This is a genomic window from Pseudomonas sp. App30 (genome assembly GCF_047947025.1).
Taxonomy (GTDB): domain Bacteria; phylum Pseudomonadota; class Gammaproteobacteria; order Pseudomonadales; family Pseudomonadaceae; genus Aquipseudomonas.
In genome coordinates this window covers 5,368,850-5,386,986 of the sequence record NZ_CP133165.1, presented here as the reverse complement: position 1 = coordinate 5,386,986, position 18,137 = coordinate 5,368,850, and the positions used below count along the sequence as shown (strand labels likewise).

At 54.4% G+C, this 18,137-nt stretch carries 12 protein-coding genes; 4 read left to right on the top strand and 8 right to left on the bottom strand.

Annotated features, from left to right (window positions below):
- The first annotated feature begins 15 nt into the window (after nucleotides 1-15).
- The 4 genes from RAM80_RS24755 to RAM80_RS24740 all read left to right on the top strand — a co-directional run bounded on the left by RAM80_RS24755 (nucleotide 16) and on the right by RAM80_RS24740 (nucleotide 6,048).
- The gene (locus RAM80_RS24755; RefSeq protein ID WP_416423037.1) at nucleotides 16-1,182 is read left to right on the top strand and encodes a nucleotide sugar dehydrogenase; all 1,167 of its coding nucleotides are present in this window, start codon (nucleotides 16-18) and stop codon (nucleotides 1,180-1,182) included.
- Between the two features lie 39 nt (nucleotides 1,183-1,221).
- The gene (locus tag RAM80_RS24750) at nucleotides 1,222-2,268 is read left to right on the top strand and encodes an HAD family hydrolase (RefSeq protein WP_416423036.1); all 1,047 of its coding nucleotides are present in this window, start codon (nucleotides 1,222-1,224) and stop codon (nucleotides 2,266-2,268) included.
- A gap of 62 nt (nucleotides 2,269-2,330) precedes the next feature.
- Nucleotides 2,331-4,634, top strand: a complete 2,304-nt coding sequence (locus RAM80_RS24745) for a rhamnan synthesis F family protein (RefSeq protein WP_416423035.1) — start codon at nucleotides 2,331-2,333, stop codon at nucleotides 4,632-4,634.
- A 52-nt stretch (nucleotides 4,635-4,686) separates the two neighbouring features.
- Nucleotides 4,687-6,048, top strand: coding sequence for a glycosyltransferase family 2 protein (locus tag RAM80_RS24740; RefSeq protein ID WP_416423034.1), 1,362 nt, complete (start codon nucleotides 4,687-4,689; stop codon nucleotides 6,046-6,048).
- Nucleotides 6,049-6,145: 97 nt separating this feature from the next.
- Here the strand turns inward: RAM80_RS24740 and RAM80_RS24735 are convergent, their stop codons facing one another.
- The 8 genes from RAM80_RS24735 to RAM80_RS24700 form a co-directional block, all read right to left on the bottom strand.
- Nucleotides 6,146-7,141, bottom strand: coding sequence for a class I SAM-dependent methyltransferase (locus RAM80_RS24735; RefSeq protein ID WP_416423033.1), 996 nt, complete (start codon nucleotides 7,139-7,141; stop codon nucleotides 6,146-6,148).
- Between the two features lie 205 nt (nucleotides 7,142-7,346).
- A complete protein-coding gene (locus RAM80_RS24730; RefSeq protein ID WP_416423032.1) occupies nucleotides 7,347-9,128 on the bottom strand; it encodes a hypothetical protein in 1,782 nt (593 codons plus the stop codon).
- Nucleotides 9,129-9,359: 231 nt separating this feature from the next.
- Nucleotides 9,360-11,333, bottom strand: a complete 1,974-nt coding sequence (locus tag RAM80_RS24725) for a glycosyltransferase family 4 protein (RefSeq protein ID WP_416423031.1) — start codon at nucleotides 11,331-11,333, stop codon at nucleotides 9,360-9,362.
- A complete protein-coding gene (locus RAM80_RS24720) occupies nucleotides 11,333-11,614 on the bottom strand; it encodes a hypothetical protein (protein WP_416423030.1) in 282 nt (93 codons plus the stop codon). Before RAM80_RS24720 ends, RAM80_RS24725 begins: the two co-directional genes overlap by 1 nt.
- Nucleotides 11,615-11,799: 185 nt before the next feature.
- Nucleotides 11,800-13,161: a phosphomannomutase gene (locus RAM80_RS24715; protein ID WP_416423029.1), complete on the bottom strand. Its 1,362-nt coding sequence runs from the start codon at nucleotides 13,159-13,161 to the stop codon at nucleotides 11,800-11,802.
- 120 nt (nucleotides 13,162-13,281) lie between these two features.
- Nucleotides 13,282-14,724, bottom strand: coding sequence for a mannose-1-phosphate guanylyltransferase/mannose-6-phosphate isomerase (locus RAM80_RS24710; RefSeq protein WP_416423028.1), 1,443 nt, complete (start codon nucleotides 14,722-14,724; stop codon nucleotides 13,282-13,284).
- Nucleotides 14,725-14,902: 178 nt separating this feature from the next.
- On the bottom strand, nucleotides 14,903-16,891 hold the full coding sequence (locus RAM80_RS24705; RefSeq protein WP_416423027.1) for a glycosyltransferase: 1,989 nt from the start codon (nucleotides 16,889-16,891) through the stop codon (nucleotides 14,903-14,905).
- A 4-nt stretch (nucleotides 16,892-16,895) separates the two neighbouring features.
- Nucleotides 16,896-18,137, bottom strand: coding sequence for a class I SAM-dependent methyltransferase (locus RAM80_RS24700; protein ID WP_416423026.1), 1,242 nt, complete (start codon nucleotides 18,135-18,137; stop codon nucleotides 16,896-16,898).

Sequence of the window (18,137 nt, the reverse complement as noted above, 5' to 3'; positions counted from 1 at the left end):
CCCTGAAGGAATCCAATGAAGATTGCAATCGCAGGGACGGGGTACGTTGGGCTCTCAAATGCCATTTTACTTGCGCAAAATAACGATGTTTATGCATTGGACCTTTTGCCTGAAAAAGTAGCATTGATAAATGATCGCTGCTCTCCAATTGCGGACCGAGAAGCAGAACATTACCTTAAAAATGAAAAGCTCAGTCTCACCGCGACGACGGATAAAAACCTCGCATTCAAAAACGCCGCAGTGGTTATAGTTGCGACTCCCACCGACTATGACCCAGAGACAAACTACTTTAACACCCTGTCGGTAGAGCAGGTAATTTCCGACGTACTGGCAATTCAGCACGACGCAATCATCGTTGTAAAGTCCACCGTACCAGTAGGCTTTACAGAGACTATGCGCCAAAAATTCAATTATCAAAAAATCATATTTTCCCCGGAGTTCCTAAGGGAAGGCCGAGCATTGCAGGATAACCTGTTCCCATCGAGAATCGTGGTTGGGGATCAAACGGAATCAGGAACCCTCATTGCTAACTTACTACTTCAAGGTAGCGCCAAAAAAGATGCACCCGTCTTGCTTACGGACTCTACAGAAGCAGAGGCTATAAAACTGTTCTCCAACACTTATCTGGCGATGCGCATCGCTTACTTCAACGAATTAGATACTTACGCGGAACACCACAACTTAAATTCAAAACAAATTATTGATGGCATTGGACTTGACCCGAGAATAGGAAGCCACTATCAAAACCCTTCTTTTGGCTACGGCGGCTATTGCCTACCTAAGGATACCAAACAACTACTAGCAAACTATGAAGCCATTCCAAACGACCTTATCCAGGCGATTGTAGCTTCCAATACTACGCGCAAAAACTTCATAGCAGAATCGATTGTGAAGCGAGCTCCCAAGGTAGTAGGGATTTTCCGCTTAATCATGAAAGCCGGGTCAGACAATTTCCGAGAATCATCAATTCAGGGAATAATGAAGCGTTTGAGGGCACAGAAATTAAAAATCATCATCTATGAGCCCGCGCTGAACGCGAAAACATTCGATGGCTTTGAGGTAGTCAGGGACCTTGAAGAATTCAAATCACTGGCTGACGTTATCGTTGCAAATCGACCTACCAGCGAAATTTTCGACGTTAGAGACAAAATATACACCAGAGACATCTTTGGAAGCGATTAGCGCAACCAGACAATCACTTCCAAAACTACAGGATCAGCGATGAACATAAGCCACAAATCACTCTACGAATTCGGAATGAGCTTTCTAGCTCCTATTTTAAACCACTATACCCGGCAGATTGTTAAAAACTCCAAGAATAAAATTCCTGTATGCCTTGCACGCGAAGGCTGGGTATTGCATTTGCTCTTGACCCGACTTCAAGATAAAAACCTGATAAAACTTGATTTCCCGCCGATTTACCTTCGCGTTTCACGCACACTTTTATTCCGCAGCCAACTCGGCAACGCTGACGCGTGGGATATTACGCTAAAAAATCGCTTTAAAGGCTCAGTACTCCAACTGCTGATGAAGCGCTTTGGCATCCAGTTTCACGAGGCGTATGCGCTCCTCCCATCGACGCTATTGGACTTCGAGCTTTCTCTTCCAGAGGATCTTGAAAAGGTTAAACAGTGGTTAGCCCCCCATGAGGAGCGACTTGCCGAATTCGCTCACCCCACCAAGATGGGACTTCTGGCGTATTTGGACCAAGCCGGTGTATCGGGATCCGGACCAGAATCGTTAATGCTGGACATCGGCTACGCAGGCACCATTCAAAAGATGCTGACCGGCCTCATCAACAAAAACACGAATGGACTCTACTTCATTGCCAATGATGCCTCGGGTGCAAAAGTAGGAAAAAATTTAGCTCGTATGAAGGGCGTTTTTCGGGAAGATATTAACTGGCAGGCCGGTTATCTAATGCTTGAAAGATCTCTTTTGCTTGAGTGCATCATGACGGCTCCTCACGGGCAGGTCGTAGACATTCGACTTCAATCTAACGGGCAGTTAGATTTTTTCTATGGACGCCTAGCGGCACCGCAACGTCACTTCCAGGATCTCGATGTCGTTTTTCAAGGAGCCGTGGACGGAGTCGAAGCCGGCTTCAAGAGCGGAATTGAATATTCAATCGAGGAAATTGAGGAGATATTTTCTGCTTTTGCCTGCTCCCCGAGCGCCATCCCCAAAGCTGTTCAACACCTTTTCAGCATAGATGATGAATTTTCCGGGAATGGTATTTTGAATGCCACTGCAGTCTTCGGTCTTTAACCCATCTCCCCACAATACTTTTGAAAGCAACTTTTATGACAACGCACAAAAACGTCAAAACCATGACCATCAACGACTATATAAAACTAGTTGAATCCAGCGGCGCATTTGACAAAAAATTCTACCGTGACCAGCTAAAAAAAATTGGAATAGACGCAAAAGAAGTCATAAAACATTACTTAACTGAAGGTTGGAAATCCGGTCTCGAACCGCACCCCTGCTTCAATACAATCTTCTACTTCAAAAGCAATACAGATATTCATGCATTAAACACTCACCCTTTCCTTCACTTCATCACCCACGGTTTCAAAGAAGATCGGATGACAAAGGATGATTTCTCCCTTACAAACTATCGCCAGCTGCACCCCGAAGTTTCAGCATTGGGAATAAATCCATTAAAGCACTTCACAAAAAACTACGGACAAAGCGCGATAGCTTTCAACGGAGGCCACTCGCCCTTCCCTAAGGCCCTAGTGAAAACAAAGAAAAGCACCAATGATATAAATCATTTGCTTTCTGCTGCCCTAAAGCTTGGCCTATTTGATCCAGCCTGGTATGGCCAAACATACAAAAAAGATTTTACCAGCGCTTTCGACGCTTTCGCTGATTACCTGGAAAAGTCAGAGTTCTCGTCAATCAACCCCTCAACAAAATTTGACACAGAACATTATCATCGCGCAAACCTTGATGTGCATCACGCACGTATGAGTCCTCTGCACCATTATATTATCTCGGGAAAAAAAGAGGGCCGAGCCATCGTTCCTGCAATAAATCGCTGGACCCCCAGCAAGGAGCTAGATAGCGGCAATTGGCTATCGCCAACTTCTGCCACGCTCAACGTAGCGATTTGTTTGCATATCTTTTATGCAGACTACATAGAGAAATTCGCGAAAGCTCTTGATCATTTTCCCATCAGTGTGGATGTGTATGTCACACTAGCCCATCAAGAACACGAAGCGGAAGTTCTTTCCACTTTCCAAAACCACCCAAAAGTTAAAAAGGTTACAGTTCGAATAGTACCTAATCGAGGAAGGAACTTTGGACCGCTGCTGGTAGAGTTCGCAGAAGCTCTCAAGCACTACGATCTATTTTGCCATCTACACTCGAAGAAATCACTATATTCCGGCAGAGAACAGACTCATTGGGCGGATTACCTTTGCGAGTACATGCTGAAAGACTCCAACATAATCACGAGACTTCTCAATATCTTCTCAACTCATGATGACCTAGGTGTTTATTATCCAACTACTTACTGGATGATGCCTTCATGGGTAAACCATGTAACTATGAACAGCGGACACATGCGGGAGTGGGAAACAACGCTTTCTCTGAAAGAGCATAGAGGCTTCTTGAGTTATCCTGCCGGTGGGATGTTCTGGGCCCGACCGGCCGCGCTCAAAGATCTACTGGACCAACCATTTACGTATGATTCATTTCCACCAGAACCGCTCCCAAATGACGGATCCATGCTTCATGCTTTAGAAAGGATCATTGGGGCGATAGCCGAGAAAAATAAATACAAACAGTTCTTTTTCCACCCATCATCCGGAAAGTTCACCACAGATGATAGTTATACAACAATGAACTACAAGGGGCAAATGGAGGGCCTAACAAGCCAACTAAGGAACTTCTCCATCATCAGCTTTGATGTTTTCGACACTCTAGTACGCCGCGAACACACCGTCCCCGACTATGCAAAGCTTCTTCTCGGGAAGGAATTAGAAGCTAACAACATTGTTGCTTCAGCTGCACATTTTGTAGAGATTCGCAATTCGGCTGAGTTCAATCTTCGAAAACGCTCCAACTTCCAAGGAGATGTTGGCCTGGAAGCAATTTATGCCGAAGTATGCAACCTCCTGGAGCACAGCCACTTGGATGCGCTACATCTTATGAATCGCGAATTCGAGCTTGATTTGAGCTTGATTTGTGCAAAAGATGAAATGGTTGACACTTTCAACCACCTAGGCAGCCTTGGGCACATCCTTTGGGTGATTTCGGATACTTATTACTCCAAAACACAAGTCGGCCTTATGTTGAAAAAAGCTGGCGTCAGTGTGCCGTTTAGACTTCTTGTATCCAGCGAAGAACAGAAACGAAAAGACAATGGAACCATGTGGCACATGGTGAAATCCGACCTATCTTCCGAAAACATTAGCTCCTATATTCACGTCGGCGATAACGTTGTAGCTGACGCCCAAATTCCTGGCGATTTAGGGCTAGCGTCTTTTCACATCCTGCACCCAGAAGACAAATGGCAGGCGCTTGGGTTCCCCGAATCCCGACTACATTCTACCCCTCTTAACGAGACTGAAATCTTGAAATGGGGTAAACTTATTAGCTGTGTCGGGCGAGTACCTTTTATCTAACCACTGGCGCCACGCTGCGCTCCACCATTAATACTGGAAGCGATGATAAAGTATGAAAATAAAATTAGCGGCCATTGCCAAGAACGAAGCAGCATACATCCCTCAATGGATCTTCCACCATCTCAAATGCGGATTCGACGGTATTGAGATTTGGATCAACGGCACCACTGATAACTCTAGAGCAATGATAGCCAAAATAAGCGAAGCTTATCCCGGAAGAATTGCGCTACAAGAAGCCGATGAACTCTTAGAAATATGCAAAACCAAAGAGCTAAATTTTCAAACTCAAGCTTACAAAAAAATATTTGAAGAAACAAAAGCGAAGGGAGAGTTCACTCATCTCTTTTTCCTAGACTTAGACGAATATTGGATGTCAAGCGCTCCAGACGTCTCCATCCACGATTTTCTGTCATCTCGATTAGATGCAGACGCAATTTCTCTTCAGTGGTTCATCGACACTCCGGATTATGCGCGCGACGTTTTCGAACGAATCATCAAAAATGAATATTTTGTGCGCAAAGATCGACACGTAAAGACAATACTCAAAATATCCGACAGAATTAATCAAGTTCTCATTCACAATAGCAAAATTACCAATGGGATTTTCCTGCTTCCCGACGGTACCGAACTAGCGGAAACAGATCCAGAACAGGAACACCGCCAAAAGGTGTCTAAGGAGTACTTTAACAAGACCCAGATGGAGCCTGAAGATTTTTTCATCTTCCATTTTGTTCATCGGTCTCAAACCGAGTATACTGCCTCGCTTATGCGTGGACGCGTTCATGTGAACGACAATCATATTTTCAAATTTAATCGAGCCGGCTACATCCCGAAACATCACTCTGATGAGCAACACATTACTTTCAACGAATCACGTACACTAACATACAATCACCAATATGATGATTTCCTGCTCGAGTGTGGTTTGAGTTCCCTTTTAGCAGAAGCAAAAGATTTCGTTCATGCGAAATGCAATCATGTGCTCGACCTTCTCTCCACAAACCCTGAGTTAATACAACGATACTCTCTTCAGCTCAGCGGCTTGCAAATTGACCATCTTCAAAAGATTCGTAGAAAAGCCACGTCACCGCATCATCACATCGACGTCATAAGGCTAGATAGCGGCACCTTGGAAATTCGCGGCTGGGTATTCGACCCGCTGTCAAATGACCCAATCCAAATATCCGTTGAACCTGATTTTGGTTCTATGGTGGGAATTGAACGAATGGATCGCCCCGACGTGGTAAAAGCCTACCCTACCGCGAATATTGATTGTGGCTTCAAGGTACTTATGGAAATCAAGGGAGACCATAGCTTCCTTCAAGACCAATCGTCACCCGTAACGGTCCTCGCCACAAATACATACTTTAATGTCGAACTTAAAACATCAAAAAAACTCACAATAGCATCATAAAATACCTATTATAAAATTAGCGCGAATCATGGCCCAAACAACCCCTTGGGCCATTACTTTGCGACCTTTCCTATTATCGAGATACTTCAACCAGTAGCTAACCAATCACCCGCCTCAACCCCCTAATCGGCGCCGTAATCCGCCAACTCGTAGAACTCTGCAGCACCTCCAACCCCTGCCTCAACAGCTGCACTTCCCTATCCTTTTCCTCGAGCTGACGGCGCATCTGCGCAAGTTCTGCCTCGATCAGTTCACGCTCCAGCACCGCCGGGTCAATGATGGGGTGGACCACTGCCGGCAGCGGGGTTGCGTACCGCGATAGCGGTTTGCGCAGCACCAGCACGCGGCCGTCCATGGCGGCGTCGATGCCGGGGTATTCAGGCACCACGGGCCAGGCGTAGCCGGCCTGCTCGTCAAATTCCAGGGTCTGTGCCGCAAAGCCTTCGTAGGCCGCCAGTTGCAGCAACTCCGTGTGGGAAATCAGGCGCATTTCAAGGGTGCTGCCAGGGCCGCCGTGGAAGCACGGGCTGGTGTTCACGTGCGACTGGCCCATGGCGTCTGTCCAGTGAACACTGTAGTTGCCATCCAGGTTACGTACTTCCAGTGACTGGGCGTCGGGGTACCATTCCAGGGTTTTTGCGAAGGTATAGGTGGGTACCGAGAGAATCAGCGTGCCGCCAGGCTTGAGCATTCGGAACATGTGCCGCAGGGTGACGTGGGGACGTTCGCTGGTGTGTTCGATTACGTCGGAACACACAATAAGATCAAGTTCGCTATAGGTGCAAATCGACTGCTCATTGCACAAGTCCAGGAACGGCTCGGTGTGGTAATAGGTGTTCGTATAGCTCAGTTTGGCTTCCAGTAGCTGCGCATAGGACTGGCTATCGGAAACGCCAATTGCCTTTATGTCATCGCGTGGGGGCTGCTGTAATAGTGGTACCGTCGCGTCGTGGATGACATGGCGCATCACACCCAGCATCAAACCACGAAATCGAGAGTTGCTGCCGCACCCCGAACAGATGTTCATTTCACGATGAACCGATTCACCCCAGTTCTGCTCGAGCCCACAGATGCAACAGCTGAAGCCATCCATTACTTCACCCCGCTATAGGTCGGTATTTTTATAATTAAACCGTTACAATGCGCCACGTTAGCACGGCAAAAACAACCGCGCTACCGTGCCTAGGCAGCCTCCCGTAGAAAGCTTTCTAACAAAAACTCTTTCAAAACATTAGCTTATAAACGCCCGCAATCGTGCGAACGTTATTCTAGCGATGAATGGTTAACTTCCCTTTATTTCATTCCTGTCCAAACACAAACGGGTAATAACGATCGGGAATATCCAACGGCGGCTTGAACCAATCTATACCCTTGGGAATGGCCCAATGGCCATTCACCGACTGCCGTGCCAAGGTGTTTTTCGTGATTGCTCCAGTTTTACCGTTTACCTCGAGGCGCTGACTGGCCAGCCCCTCTCCATAAAGAATGCTGGTGTTCATTGGCCGCTGATACCAGGCACTGAAGGCCTTGGCGAGCAGGCTGTTGTCAGGGGTGTAGGCATTCACCCAGATATCATCGCCGCGCTGTATGACCACTGGGGTAGCTTGAGTGTCCCCCGGCAGAGTGATGTTGGCCAAGGCCTTGCACTCGCTGCAGGGGATAGCGTGGATGACGTCGTCGCGCACGAAGATATGGGTCTGCAGGTCGGGGACAGCCACCTCGGCGTTAACGGTAGGGGCGTCAGACAACTGTGCAAAATAACTGGCAACCGCACCGCCATTGGACGTCGCCAAGGGCGCGAACGCCAGGATATGGTGGTTGGCCATGCGTTCCAGCAACCAGCCTGGCAGGCTGCTGCCTTTCTGTGACGACGCATCGATGATGTAGGGATAGGCATCCAGCAGCTTCGGGCTGGTTTCCTCTACGGTGCGCACATCAGCCTGGGGGGCAAACCGACGCATGCTGTACAACAACATGTCCCGTAGGATCGATAGATGCCAGTCATCCCTGCGGCTGGACCAGTATTGGTCCAGGTCGTCGACGATGAGCAGGGTCTTGGGCAGTGGGGCCTCGTCGTGGGCATTCATCCGCTGGATCAATGCCTTGGCGAGGCGCGCCTTGGTGTCCGCCCAATGTTGCGTGGGCAGCAGCATGGAGCCTTCGAACGGCTCGTTCCAACTATAGATAAACAGCAGCGAAGGGTCTGCGGCATTGCTGAGCCAGCCCATTTCCTCAATATAGCGTTTGTCCTGGCGTACTACCCGCTGGAGGCCGTCGCGGCGCAGCACGCCCAGGTTATCGAAGCCAAAGTTCCAGGTGACCGAATCGTGACCGAATTGGCTTTGCGGCGTGTCGAGGACAAAATGGAAGGGGATGAAATTGTCACGGTGGTGGAGAAACAGGTGCTCTTCGAAGATTGAATTCTTTGCGGTCCAGTAGAACGCAGGCTCCACGCCTGTGAATGTTTTGACCTGGCTGACCAGGCCGTCGCCAAACTGTTTCCAGTTTGCCGGGTTCGGTTGATTGTCGTCAAAGCCGTAACCAAAGACGAAGTTGACGGCACGGCCCTTGGTGTCCACCGCCCGCAGGTCCGCGGGGACCTTGTCGTAGAACTGCTGGAGGTCCTGGGCAATTTGGTTGACCGTATCCAGGTCAGGCTTGATCGAGCCCGGCGTGGATAAGGTAGGCAGCCGTTTGGAGTTGAACTCGGTGCGCACCTTGGCGCAAATTTCCCAATCGTAGAACGGCGCAATCTTCAAGCCGCTGCGACGCAGGGCACGCAGGGCAACTTCGGATGGATACGTGAGCTGGGTACCACCGGGAATGTAGTACTCCCACGCCAGGGCAGTCACACCCAAGGACTTTATGTACTTGAACTGCCGGTAGTAAAAGTCTTCCGATGCGCGGTCGTCACCCTGTATGCCCAGATACTTCCACTCAGGCGGGTCGACGAATTTCTGTTCCTGCCATTCCGGCAAGTGGAACCAGTCAAAGAAGTGCAGGAACACCGGACGTTGCGGTGCCGTGTTGTTTGCTTGGGCGGCACTGCCCTGTAACGACCACAGCAACGAAAGACTCAACAGACTGCTGACTACTAATCGCGTAATACCCATGCGAATCGCTTACCCCTACGGTCTTCATTCCTTTTTAACGCACGGTGCGAGGCGGCAGTTGGGCCGAAAGCATGCACCTGCGCGCGAGACCAATAGGTGATAGACGTAAAAACGGGGGCTCGCCAGCGAATGGCGACTTTTATTTCAGAAAGTGTCTGATGGGCGCACCTGCCGGGTAACGGCAGGTGCGCTGCCGTACTACTCCAGCATGAAGGCGTTCAACAGTGCCACGCTTTCCTGCCAGGGGCGCGCGGGCAGGGTCGCTGCGGTAGCGCCATCGCCAGCCAGCGGCATCAGCCCTACCCGCAGCGGCCGAACCCGTTTGGCTGCGTAGCTGTGGTGCCATTCGCCAAACGCGTTCAAGGCCGGCTGCGAAGTAGCCATGAGACCATCCATGTAGCGGCTCAAGTGCAGCCAGCGCTCCGCTATCGAGCTTGCGTCCGACTCGGCCCCACGCGGATGCTCCAGCAGCGGCAGGTCGTAGAGCATGAAATACACGCCTACGCCGGCGCGACGCAGAAAGCGATAGAAAGGCGCCTGCGCCACCTGCGCTTCAGGATTGTGGGCGAGCCCAAGGAACAAGTCTCCCGCGTGAATATCCACCGGGCCGCCATCAGCGCCCGGCACGTCAGTTGCCGAGGCGTAGCGGTAGCCGAATGTTTCCGCCATGGCGATGACCGGCCGAACAACAAAGCCGGCAGGCGGCTGGGCCTGCAGCGCCATCAGCAGCGCCTGCACGGCCTGCTGGCTCGCGATGACCTGCTGCCCAGGCGCAAGGCCCGACACATCCACCAGCAGCTGGCGCTCAGCGACCGGCGTGTGCAGCGCCAGGGATTGCGCGGTGCCACGCATCTCATCTTCGGAAAACGAAGCACTGCTGGCAGCAATTTCCTGCAGCAACCAGGTGCGCCGGGCGGCAGCCCCGAGCCCCTGGGGTGGCGCCCCTGCAGTACGCGCATGGAACTGTTCGAACGCCTCAAGGGTGCGCCTGGCGCTGATATCCCAGCTGAACCTGCGCGCCTGGATGGGGCCGTTGGCTTTCAACTGTTCATACAGTCGGGAATCCCCCAACACTTCAATGACCTTGTCGGCCATGGACCGAGGCGACGTAGGGTCGAACAGGGCCCGGGGGTCAACCAGGATTTCGGGCACACTGGTGGTGTTGGAACCAATTGCCGCAGCGCCACAGCACATGGCCTCCAGTACCGGCAAGCCAAAACCTTCGTGCAGTGATGCAAATATGTACAACGCGCATTGGTTGTAGAACTGCACCAACTCATCATCGCTGACACGCCCGGTGATGATGACATCGTCCAGACTAAGGCCGCACTTGAGAATGTGCTGTTCAAAGTGAAAACGATGGACATCAGGCAAGCCGCCTACCAGCAACAGCTGGTATTGCGTGCGTAATGCCGGAGGCAGCAGCGCGTAGGCGCTGATCAACCCCAGATGGTTCTTGCGATCGTCGGTAGCGCCGGAGTACATCAGGTACGGCCCCCGGACGCGGTACTTCTGCTGCAGCGCCTGGGTCGCTTCTTCCGTATAGGCGTGCGGCTGGAATATATCGTCGACCGCCGCCGAGATGTTCACCAGCTGGTCCTCGCCCAGGGTCAGGTAATCCCGGGCCTCCAGCCGCGACGACTCGGAGATCGCCAGCATCAGGTCGGCGCGATTGAGGTGGCCGATCTTTTCCCGGTAAAGCCGTTCGAAGTCCGGGTAGGGTTTGAAGTAGGTGTCACTCTGAATCAGCGGAATGAGGTCGTAGAAGGTGACGGCCGTGGGTATCTTGAACGGGGCAAGGCCGACGCTGTGCACGGCATCATCACCGAAACCTTCGATCAGGCTGGTGACGTGCACCATGTCAGGCTCCAGGCTGGCCAGAAACTCTTCACGAATCAGCTCGGCGTTGTGTTTGCGGGTGTCGTTCTGCGGGTCGAAGGAGTGCACGGGACCGACCGCGTACCACACCTTGATGTTCTCCGGTGGCAGCACTTGGGCAAAGGTATCGCGCAGGTCATCCAGGGTCTCAGTGAAAAGGCCGTTCAGGGCAAGAATGATCTCGTGATCGCCTTTGTGCCTGATCATGGCCAGGGCCAGGGCCGTCGTGTAGCGGCCAATACCGCGCAGGCGGCTTCCGGTCTGGGCCCCTTGCATGTCGATGACAATACGCATTACTGGCCATCCTTGGTCGGCATTAACTGCTTCAACTGGGCATGAATCTCCTGGGCTTGAGGCGACAGGGGCAGGTAGCGCGGGTCAAACTCCAGCATGTTGCCGCCGTACAGGTTGGGCCCCTGCCCTTTGCTGGTAGCCAGCAAGCCGCGGCGGTGGGCAAACAGGCGTACTTTCTGATACAGCCCGGGATGGCGACGGCACAGGTCCTGAAGGGCATGGCGGGCGCGAGGGTTGCGGACAATGGGCCCCACGGCGACCATCAAGGCCGCACGGGCCATTCTGAGCGCCTTGCGCTGGACCCTGCCGGGCAGGCTGCGCAAGGTGTGCCGGACGAGACGGTACGGCGTGGCCATCATCCCGGCCAATCTGGATAGCATGGAAAACCTCAATTACGGGGGGACTTCGCGATGGCCGGGGCAACGCGGACCGCGACCCAAAGTTCGCGGCCCGGTGCCTGCCAGTGTTACGCCTGGATCAGTTTTTCGAGTTCGGCCACTCGCACGGCGACCTGGGGCTGGTCTGCACGAGTCTCGACGTTGAGCCGCAGCAACGGCTCGGTGTTGGAACCGCGAACGTTGAAGCGCCAGTTGGCAAACTCCACGCTCAGGCCGTCGGTAGTATCGATCGCCGGCGACTGCGCCTCATAGAAGCTGAGGATGCGGGCCAGGGTGGCCTTGACGTCACTGACCTTGTAGTTGATCTCGCCACTGCAAGGATAGGACTCGATGCGCTCGTCGACCATCTGGGCCAGGGTTTTGCCGGTGCGTGACATCAGGGCAGTCACCAACAGCCAGGGAATCATGCCGCTGTCGCAATAAGCGAAGTCGCGGAAGTAGTGGTGGGCGCTCATTTCCCCGCCGTATACCGCATCTTCGGCGCGCATGCGCTCCTTGATGAACGCGTGGCCGGTCTTGCTCTGGATGGCGTCACCACCCGCCTCGCGGACCTGATCGATGGTGTTCCAGGTAAGCCGCGGGTCGTGGATGATCTTGCTGCCGGGGTGCAGTTGCAACATCATCTCGGCCAACAGCCCGACCAGGTAGTAGCCCTCGATGAAGCGGCCGTCTGCGTCGAAGAAGAAGCAGCGGTCGAAGTCACCGTCCCAGGCCAGGCCCAGGTCGCACTGGTTGTCCAACAGGGCCTGGCGGGTGAGGTCACGGTTTTCGGGCAGCAGTGGGTTAGGTACGCCGTTGGGGAAATGGCCGTCGGGCTCGATGTTGATGAACACCCACTCGAACGGCAGGCGCTTGGCCAGGGCCTGCAGGGCTGGCCCCACCGCACCATTGCCGGCGTCGCCCAGAATACGCAGTGGCTTGAGGGCGGATACGTCAACGTAACCGATCAGGTGATCAAGGTAGGCCGTCTTGTCCTCGGCGTGACGAACCACGCCTGGGGTGGCGCCGGCAGGGGCCAGGTCGCCCGCCTCTACGCGACGACGAATCGCGTCCAGCCCGGTGTCACCGCTGATGGGGCGTGATTGTTCACGAACCAGCTTCATGCCGTTGTAACCCTTGGGGTTATGGCTGGCAGTGACCATCACGCCGCCATCCGCCTGGTGGTGGCTGGTGGCGAAATAGACTTCCTCGGTGCCGCACAGGCCAATATCGATAACGTCGGCACCGGCCTCGGTGATACCACGAATCAACGCACTGGCTAGGGCCGGGCTTTCCAACCGCACATCGCGGCCAACGACGAAGCTTTTGCCCTGAAGCTCGACCACCAGGGCGCTGCCGATGCGATAGGCGATGTCTTCGTCCAGCTGATCCGGCACCTGGCCGCGAATATCATAAGCTTTGAAGCAGTGGGTCTTGACTGGAGGGTACATAAGCTCACCGACTGAAATGCCGCGCCAGCCACCCGGCCACACGCGGCAAAATGAAGGATTGCCAGGCCTGCGGGCCTGGCGTTCGAAGCATTACGAAAACCAAAAAGGCATTCGGTTCAATTACTGCTCCACACGACCGTAGTTATCTTCGAAGCGGACGATGTCGTCCTCCCCCAGATAATCCCCGCTCTGTACTTCAATCAGCACCAGGTCGATAACCCCCGGGTTCTTCAAACGATGGGTGTGGCCAGCACGAATGAAGGTCGATTCATTGGTGTTGAGCATCATGGTGCGCTGGTCGTTGACGACCTCGGCCATGCCACTGACCACAATCCAGTGTTCACTGCGGTGATGGTGCATCTGCAGCGACAGGGACGCCTGGGGCTTGACCACGATCCGCTTGATCTTGAAGCGTTCGCCGTTCTCCAGCGTAGTGTAGGTGCCCCATGGCCGATGGACGGTACGATGCAGGAGGTGAGCGGTATGTCCGTTAGCCTTGAGTTGGCCGACGATGCCCTTGACGTCCTGGGCGTGGTCCTTGTGGGCGATCAGGACCGCGTCTGGCGTGTCGATCACCAGCAGGTCCTCCACGCCTACCAGGGCAGTCAGGCGGCTTTCGCTGTTGACGTAGTTGTTGCGCGCGTCCTGACACAGCACCTCCCCTTCGAAGCGGTTACCGTTGGCATCGGCGGGGGTCAGTTCGCTGACCGCGTTCCAGGAGCCAATATCGCTCCAGCCAATATCACACGGCACCGTAGCGACGCGTTGCGAACGCTCCATCAGCGCATAGTCGATGGAGATATCCGGCACCTGGCCGAACGTCTGCGGGTCCAGGGTCAGGCAGCTGTACTGCTTGCCCGAGACAAGACGCGAAGCCTCCAGGGCCACGCTGACTGCTTCGACCACTTCGGGAGCATGTTGCTTGAGCTGCTCGAGCACCGTGCCCACACGGAAGCAGAACATGCCCGAGTTCCAGTAGTAATGGCCTGCATCAATGTAGGCTTGGGCAGTTGCCAGGTCCGGCTTTTCAACAAAGCGCGCGACCCCGAAACCGCTCGCCAGGGGTCGCGTCTTGTCAGCATCGATATAGCCAAAGCCTGTTTCCGGGTACTGGGGCTCGATACCGAACGTCACCAGCCAATCTTCTGCCGACAGCTTCAGCGCAGCCGCCACGGCTTCGGAGAACGCCTGCTCGTTGCTGATGAGGTGGTCGGCGGCCAGCACCAGCATGTGCACGTCCGGCCCGTGGGCGTCGTGGAGGTGCATGGCCGCCGCCGCCACCGCCGCTGCAGTGTTGCGGCCAAAGGGCTCGAGGATGAAGCTTTGGGCATGCCCCGCCTTGTTCACCGCCACGTATTCATCTTCAGTCTTGAACAGCAGTTCGCGGTTGGTGACCGTGAGAACTTCACGCACGCCCGGCAGGCGGGCAGCGCGGGCAAATGTCTTCTGGATCAGGTTCTGACCGTCCGGCAACGTCATGAAGGGCTTGGGATGCGCCTCCCGCGACACCGGCCACAGCCGGCTGCCTACGCCACCTGACAAGATGACGGGAATCAATTCCATGTTCAAATCCTTATCGCCCTCTGCGTTAACTGAAATCATTGGGTGGGCTCGCTAGCGACCAGTAAGGTCGAAAAGATCCTGGCAAGACGGCGGGCGGCGGCGCGGCAGATGCCTTCTGCTCGATACGCGCGCCGGCCGCCAGCCTGCGTGTCAGATAGAAGTAACTGGCAACTTCCGGTTACTGTGCCGCCGAAAGTGCTTGTGTCGCCACAGGTTCGAACGCTTGCAAAAACTCACTGAACGATGCGCTGAATACCTCTTTCGAGTAGTCCTGAGCCCGGACCTGCGCGCACTCGCGCATCTGCGCAATCTTGTCGTCTTCACCGAACAAGATAGTCATGGTGTGCTCGATCAACTCGTTCTCGGTGTCGTAGCAGAAACCACTGATACCGTGCTGCACCGAGATAGCCGGGCCGCCGTTGTTGACCACGACCGGAATAACCCCGGCAGACATGGCCTCGACGACGCTAATGCCGAAGTGTTCACATTTCTCCGGCGCGACGTCAGTATCCACGCCATAGCCGCCACCGTGCCAGTACACCGAGGCTTCGGCATACAGGTCGACCAGCACTTCCGTCGCCGCATCCACATGGAAGTGCACTGGCAACCCTTGGGCCAGGCGCTGGCATTCCACGAAGTACTCACGGTGCTGGCTTTCGGATGGCAACGAACCCACCAGATGCAACTCTGCATCGATGCCCATTTCGATCAGGCGGCGGAACGCGACGATCAGCATGTGTTGCTGCTTGCAGTGGCCACCGGTGAAGAAGCGACCCACCGAGATAATACTGCCGCGCTTCTTCTCGCCCGACACCTGCAGCATGTCCACGGGAGGACGAATGATATGCGTCGGCATTTCGGGGAACTTGTGCAGGCGCAGTTGCTTGTGGATGTTGACCTCTACAAACTCCGAATAGAGGATGTAGGCGTCGAAACCCTCGAGCCATGGCCGACGGCGCTCCAGTTCCTGGTCTGAACAGGGGAACGGGAATTGGCAGCAGTAGAAGCTTTTCTTGCCCAGGGCAGCGATCGGTGGTGCGATCTCGTTGGCCATGGCCACGAACACATCAAAGGGCTGCATCGCTTCGGCTTCGTCGGTAGTGATGATCGCCAGCCCTTGCAATTGCAAGCCAAAGATCCCAGCCACCTTGGTGATGCGCAGCAACGAGTAGCGCTCCGGGGTCACAAGCCAGGTCTGGTAGCCAGCGCCGATCAGGGCCTCGGCAATGGACAGCAGGTAACGCTCACCACCACCGGGGTTGATGTTGTAAGGCGTGTAGATCGCCGCTGTCCTGGCGCCAGCGGTAGTTGCCGGGCGAATGACCGGAAAGTCGTTCGGATGGAAGTCCAGGTGCACGCCGGTTTTCAGGAATTGATCCCAGCGCGCCACGAATTTTTTCTGGTTGACTGCCACGATATTATTCAGCAGCGCGCTATTACGCGGGTCTGCGGTTGTGGCATTTTCGTGGTGAACCACGCACGACTCTGGAATGTAGTACGTCTTCAAGCCGATCTGCCCAAGCTTCAGGCAAAGATCGACGTCTTCGTAATAGGCCGGCTCGTAGATAAAGTCGAACCCCAGAATCTCCTCGAACTTTTCCTTGCGCATCACCACCGTGGCGGCGGAAACATAGTCAACCGTACGACCAAGGTTGAACTGTGGCAGCTTGGGGTCCTGGAACTTGCCGATCTGCACCGAACCGCCATGCTCGTCCATCAGCGCGCCAGCTTCCTGCAGCATACCGTTGGGGTACAGGAATTTGGGGCCAGTGGCACCGCAGTCGGAATGCTTCTCGAACGGTTCCATCAACGGCGGCAGCCAGTTGGAAGTTACCGTGACGTCATTGTTCATGAACACCACGAACTCGCCCTTGGCGGCTTCGGCACCTATATTGTTGCCTTCGCCGAAGTAGCGGTTCACGTCGAGACGCAGCAGCTTGTAACAGCCTTTGAAGTCGGAAAGGATGGCAAACTCGTCTGGTCGACTGCCGTTATCCACCACAATGATTTCGTAGCGGTAGCCTTGGGTATATTCCCACAGGCTTTGCAGGCAATCGATGGTCAGCTTGGCCTTGTTGAAGTTCAGCACCACGATTGAAACCTGAGGCGCTTCGGGGCTGTACCAGCTCATGGCCTTGATGAAGCTTTCTTCTGTCGTGATCCGCATGTGCTTACACCCGATTTTGCTGGGTTTGAATGGACGCAACAGTGCGGAAACCACGCTTGATCCCCGCGAAGCCCTCTGCCTTGTAGAGGCGCAGGGCCTTCTGGGCAGTGCTACGCACGCCGCCACCGTGGTACAGGGCTGGCCCCATCAAGCGCAGCGCATGCTTGACCCGTTGCAGGGAATAGGAGAACGAGCGCACTGGTGCCGAAAGCTGGGCGCCAGCCATGCCGCGCATTTCAGCCAACTGGCGATCTTTCTCCGCCAACGCGCGTTGCCCTTCCAGTACCTTGCACGACAGTTGGAACTGGGCACGGTAATTTTCGATCTCGACCTGGCGCACACGCAGCTTCAGGTCCAGCACCTGCTGGCTCAGGCCCTGGATTTCCAGGTCCTTGACACCATTGGCCTGAATAGCGGCGTCAGCGGCGGCGGCCTGGGCGCTCACACGAGCGAACTCTGCCTCCTGGGCCTCACGCTCGGCCGCTAGCTGCGGGTCGACATAAACAACCTTGGGCGCCTGCTTGCCGATGACCTTGCCCAACGAGGCAAACACTCGGCGTGCATAGCCACGTGCCTGGTCATCGAGGGCAACCAATTCCTGCGCCTCGGCGCAGGCCTTGTCGCCGTACACCAGCACGCCAAGCCCATTGCAGTGGAGGAACGAGAAAGTCTTGCCCGGGTAGGTTTCTTCCAGCTCGGCGAAGAACTTCCATACGCCGAACTCACGTTCCTTGACGTTGATGTCGTGGAACAGCACAACGGCGCGATCACTAAGCTTGGGGCGCCAGGATTCGAAGTCATACTTGACGTCTTCATAGCCGTGGCGACCGTCGATGTGCAGCAGGTCAACGCTGCCATCTTCGAAATACTGCAGGGCATCGTCGAAGGTGGTGCGGATCAGGCGCGAGAAGCCGGCGTAGTGTTCGGCGTGGTAGGCGGAAAACTCTTCGTACACCTGCTCGCTGTAGTGGCCTGCATGCTCCTCGCCTTTCCAGGTGTCGACGCCATAGCAGGCAGTCGGCAACTGGAACGCTTCCACCGCCTGGCAGAAGGCGCTGTAGGAGTCGCCCTTGTGCACGCCCAGTTCGACGAACACGGACGGCTGGACCTTGCTGATCAACCAGAAAGCAAACGGAATGTGCTCGTGCCAGCTGATGATTTCAGTCAACCGCTTGGGCGTCATTTCCAGGTAGCGGACATCGGAGAAAAGCAGTTCAAAAGACGCTGCACCAAGGTTTTTTGCCAT